The sequence below is a fragment of the Kribbella albertanoniae genome, from assembly GCF_004348455.1.
Classification (GTDB): Bacteria; Actinomycetota; Actinomycetes; order Propionibacteriales; family Kribbellaceae; genus Kribbella; species Kribbella albertanoniae.
Map to the genome: position 1 here is coordinate 1 of NZ_SMKA01000437.1, position 4,164 is coordinate 4,164.

Here is a 4,164-nt window from a genome sequence, read left to right on the forward strand (position 1 = left end):
GGTCGGGGATGCTGGTGACCTGGGTGGGGGGAGCCGTTAGAGTTACCGGCGGGGAACATCAGCGATTTCGGAGGATCGACGTGGCACTGGGTAGAACGTCCCCGCGGGACCTGCCGTTGTTCGCGGATCTGTCCGGGAAGGACATCCGGGACATCTTCAGGGCCGGTGAAGAGGTGTCGGTGCCGGCCGGGTGGTCGCTCATTCTCGAGCAGACCCCGCCGGACGCGGCGTACCTGATTCTGAGCGGTACGGCGGCGGTCCGGGTCAAGGGTGAGGAGATCGCCGAGCTCGGCCCGGGTGATATCGCCGGTGAGGTCGGGGTCCGGAAGAACACGTTGCGGACGGCAACCGTGACGGCGAAGTCGCGGTTGCAGTTGCTGCACTTCACCCGGGAGAAGTTCGACGACCTGACCCGGCGGCTGCCCGACTTCCGTGACGCCATCGACGCCACCATCGCCGAGCGCCGCGGTGGATCCTGATCCGGGCGCACCGAACGGGCAGCCGGATCTAGCGGCACTGCAGGCCGAGTTCGAGCGCACGCTACTGGGCGGGGACCGGAAGTTCACCCGGATCGAGGTCTCCGAGCGCGCCGGGATCTCGATCCAGCGTGCCGAGCGGATGTGGCATGCGCTCGGGTTCGCGACGGTGCCGGACGACGAGATCGCCTTCACCGACGGGGACGTCGAAGCGCTGCGGCTGGTCGCGGCGCTCGAGGACGACAACTTCATCGACCCGTCGATGGAGTCCTCGCTGGCTCGCAAGCTCGGGCAGACCCAGTCGCGACTCGCCTCCTGGCAGTCGGCGATGTTCCTGGACTTCCTGGCCACGGCTCCGCTGGAGGCCGACGAGGCGATCGAGGTGGCCGGGCTGCTGCTGCCGGCGATGGAGAAGCTGCAGACCTACGTATGGCGCCGGCACCTGGCCGCTGCGGCGGGTCGGGCGGTGGCCGGTTCTGACGAGCTGGCGCGTGGGGTCCGCGCGGTCGGGTTCGCCGACATCGTCAGCTACACCCGGCTGACCCGGCGGATGACCGAGACCGAGCTCGGTCAGCTGATCGAGCGGTTCGAAGGCATGGCTGCCGATGTCGTCGCGCTGAACGGTGGCCGGGTGATCAAGTCGATGGGCGACGAGGTCCTCTTCGTCACCGACACCGCGGCTGAGGGCGCAGCAGTAGCCCTGGCCCTCCAGGATGCCGTCGATGCCGTCGACGACCTGCCTGAGCTGCGCATTGGGCTCTGCTACGGCAGCATCCTGATCCGCCTCGGCGACGTGTACGGCGAGGTCGTGAACATCGCCGCCCGCCTCACCTCCGAGTGCAAACCCGGCCGCGTGCTCGCCGACCGCGAACTAGCGGCCGCCCTCGACGGGCATCCGGCGTACCGGCTTCGCAAACTCCGCCGCGTCTCGGTTCGCGGCTATCACCACCTCGTCCCGTACGCCCTGCAGAGGGCTGAGACAGAATGACGGTGTGCAAGAGATCCACACCACCGCAGACCTGACTGGGGATCCGCTCATCGTTTGGGCTGGGCAGGGGTTCGGGCCTGGCGTCAGAGCCTGGTACGACGGGAGTGCGGTCGCCGTCGCTTCACCGGAGCTCTCGAAGCGTGACCGGCTGGCCGTGACCGGACCGCCTGCCGAGGTGGCTCGGTTGGTCACCGCAGTCACAGGCGAGGTCGGTACGTCGTACCGGCCGTTCGGGGATGAGGATCTGATCCGCGAGCTTGCGGATCGGGTGCCTGGGCTGGAGTTCTCGGCTGCGTTCGGCTGGATGGACACCGCCGAGATTCCGCCGGTCACCACGACTGCAGGGTGGCTGGAGGGTGACGACGGGGTGGAGGCATTGCTTGCCGAGGCGTCACCGTCGTCGTACGCGTGGCCCGGGCTTCCTGGGGTACGGCGTTGGGCGGCGATCGCGAGTGATGACGGGGAGCTGCTGAGTATCGCGGCCGATGCGTGGAGTGCGCCCGAGGTCGGGTTCCTGGCCGGGGTGACGACGCGTGAAGTTGCCCGGGGCAAGGGATTGTCCCGGCAGGTCTGCGGGTTCGTCACCGCTGAGCTGGTCAAACAGCACGGCCGCGCCGGGCTGATGGTCGACCGCGACAACCCCGCCGCGATCGCGGTCTACCACCGCCTGGGCTACACCTACCGCCGCGTCGCCGCGGCGCATTTCTGATCAGCGCGTCGGCTGGACCGTCATCGTCGCTCCCGGCGTCGGCTTGGTACCCGGCGTCGTCGTGACGCCCGGCTTCGAGGCCGGCGGCGGCGTCACCTTGGCCGAAGGTGTCGGCGTCTGACTCGCGGTCGGGAACTGCGGCGGGGTGAACGGCGCCTTGATCTCGTCCTTGCAGACCGACTCGTTCGGGTCTTCAGCGGTGGGGTTCTCGTTCGGCGGGTAGGTGGCGACCGCGTGCGGGAGGATGTTGCTGTTCTTGGTGCCAGCGTTGTTGTTGTCCGTCGCGCAGTCCTGCAGCGGGAGAGTGATCGCCTCGCCGTCCTGCGTGTACAGCGCCACCGACACCTGCTTGCCCTGGGCATCGAACGGGTAGATGTTCGTCACCTCGGAACCGTTCCAGCGCAGCCCCTCGCTCGGCGGGTTGTAGTTGCTGGAGTTGTTGTAGTCGTTCCGGTCGAAGACACCGCTGTACGCACCGACGAATCCTGCGGACACGAAGGCCGGTACGGCGACTGCGGCGACCACGTTGAGCGGGACGACGAACCAGAGCCAGCGGCGGTCCTGCTGAGTCCGGCGGGCAACCCAGACCGACACCACGGCACCGCCGATCGCGCCGACGACAGCGACCGCGCCGGCACCGAACAGCAGGAAGAACCCGCCGCCACCGACCGCACCGCGCAGCACCCACCAGACCGGCTGGCCGATCGTGACGAGCTCCTTGCGGACGTTCGGCGGGATCTGCTCGATCAGGTCGCGGATCGCGCGCTCACCACGCTGACCGCGCGGGGTATCGAGGACGACCCGGGGGTCGTTGTCGCGGAGCGCCCGGACGCCGAGGTAGGCCGCGCCGAACAGGATCACGAAGCCGATGAACCCGAAGAACGCACTCGCTCCCTGGCCACCGGCGAAGACTGCGATGGCGACGAAGAACGGGCCGACCAGGGTGGCGATCAGGCCCCAGCGGAGCGCCCGGTTGCCCGGGTTCTGGTCGGTGACCGGCTGGGTCCGCGGCGGGTAGCCGGCCGCGGTGCGCAGCTCGGCGGCGTACTCGTGCGGTGTGCCGAGGCGCTCCTGCAGGGCGACACCCGTCGGCTCACCCTCGAACTCGGCCGCGACCTCGGTGAGGTGACCGGTGACGTCGTCGAGCACATCGGCCAGCTCGCCGGGTGGCAAGTCGCTCAGCTCGGCCCGCACCTGGGCGAGATAACTCGCGACCGCTCCGGTCAGGGTGCTGTTCACGCGGCCTCCTTGGTCAGCAGCAGCACCGACATGATGTCGGCGAAATGGGTCCAGGTCCGGGTGGACTGGTCGAGCAGGTCGTGGCCGGTCTTGTTCAGCCCGTAGTACTTGCGGTGCGGGCCCTCCTCGCTGGGCTGCACGTACGACGTCAGCGCGCCGGCCGCGAACAACCGCCGGAGCGTCCCGTACACCGAAGCGTCGGCGACATCGTGAAGCCCGGCAGCCCGCAGCCGGCGCAGCACGTCGTACCCATAACCGTCGGCATCGCGCAGAACCGCGAGCACCGCCAGGTCGAGCACCCCTTTGAGCAACTGGCTCGTATCCATCCCCAACCTCCTCATCTGCACCACACACTACTACACACTGCGGAGTACTCCGCAATAACCACTCGCAGCGCCACCGCCGCCGCACCCCCTGCCCCAAACCGGTTCGGGGAGGAAGTTGGGCCGGCCGCCGCACCTTGAGCACCCGTCAACCACTTGCCGGCCGCGCACATGGTTGAACCGTGCTCAACGTCGTACTGGCTCGTGTGGGGAGCGGGCCGTGGGGCGCGGCTCGGTGCGGGGCGTGCGGACTCCCGCCACTCACTAACCCTGTTGTGGGGCGCCCGCGCGGAGGGTGCTGAGCGTGGACCGGGCGAGCCGCGCGAGGTTGGTGAGTGGGGGCGGTCCGCCCTCACTCACCGAGCGACTAGTTCTTCGGGTCGCGGAGGTCGGGGCGTTCGGTGGGGGTGGTGATGTCCCTGTCTCTTA

5 protein-coding genes are annotated in these 4,164 nt (G+C 68.9%); 3 read left to right on the plus strand and 2 right to left on the minus strand.

The features are described 5' to 3' along the window. Nucleotides 1-80 precede the first annotated feature (80 nt). The 3 genes from E1261_RS43595 to E1261_RS43605 are packed head-to-tail and all read left to right on the plus strand — an operon-like array spanning nucleotide 81 to nucleotide 2,173. Nucleotides 81-479 (plus strand): cyclic nucleotide-binding domain-containing protein, encoded by a 399-nt coding sequence (locus E1261_RS43595; protein ID WP_132416063.1) that lies wholly within the window; start codon nucleotides 81-83, stop codon nucleotides 477-479. Next, the gene (locus tag E1261_RS43600; RefSeq protein WP_238176826.1) at nucleotides 469-1,464 is read left to right on the plus strand and encodes an adenylate/guanylate cyclase domain-containing protein; all 996 of its coding nucleotides are present in this window, start codon (nucleotides 469-471) and stop codon (nucleotides 1,462-1,464) included. Before E1261_RS43595 ends, E1261_RS43600 begins: the two co-directional genes overlap by 11 nt. Before the next feature lie 4 nt (nucleotides 1,465-1,468). Beyond that, nucleotides 1,469-2,173: a GNAT family N-acetyltransferase gene (locus tag E1261_RS43605; RefSeq protein ID WP_132416067.1), complete on the plus strand. Its 705-nt coding sequence runs from the start codon at nucleotides 1,469-1,471 to the stop codon at nucleotides 2,171-2,173. Here E1261_RS43605 and E1261_RS43610 read toward each other — a convergent pair whose 3' ends face one another. Further along, on the minus strand, nucleotides 2,174-3,412 hold the full coding sequence (locus tag E1261_RS43610) for a DUF1700 domain-containing protein (RefSeq protein ID WP_132416069.1): 1,239 nt from the start codon (nucleotides 3,410-3,412) through the stop codon (nucleotides 2,174-2,176). It lies immediately after the preceding gene. Beyond that, entirely contained in the window at nucleotides 3,409-3,738 is a 330-nt protein-coding gene (locus E1261_RS43615) for a PadR family transcriptional regulator (RefSeq protein ID WP_132175444.1), read from the minus strand. Before E1261_RS43615 ends, E1261_RS43610 begins: the two co-directional genes overlap by 4 nt. Nucleotides 3,739-4,164 lie beyond the last annotated feature (426 nt).

Bases quoted from the DNA above. Each gene is read 5' to 3' on its own strand.
- E1261_RS43615 (WP_132175444.1), bottom strand. From the start codon at position 3,738: ATGGATACGAGCCAGTTGCTCAAAGGGGTGCTCGACCTGGCGGTGCTC.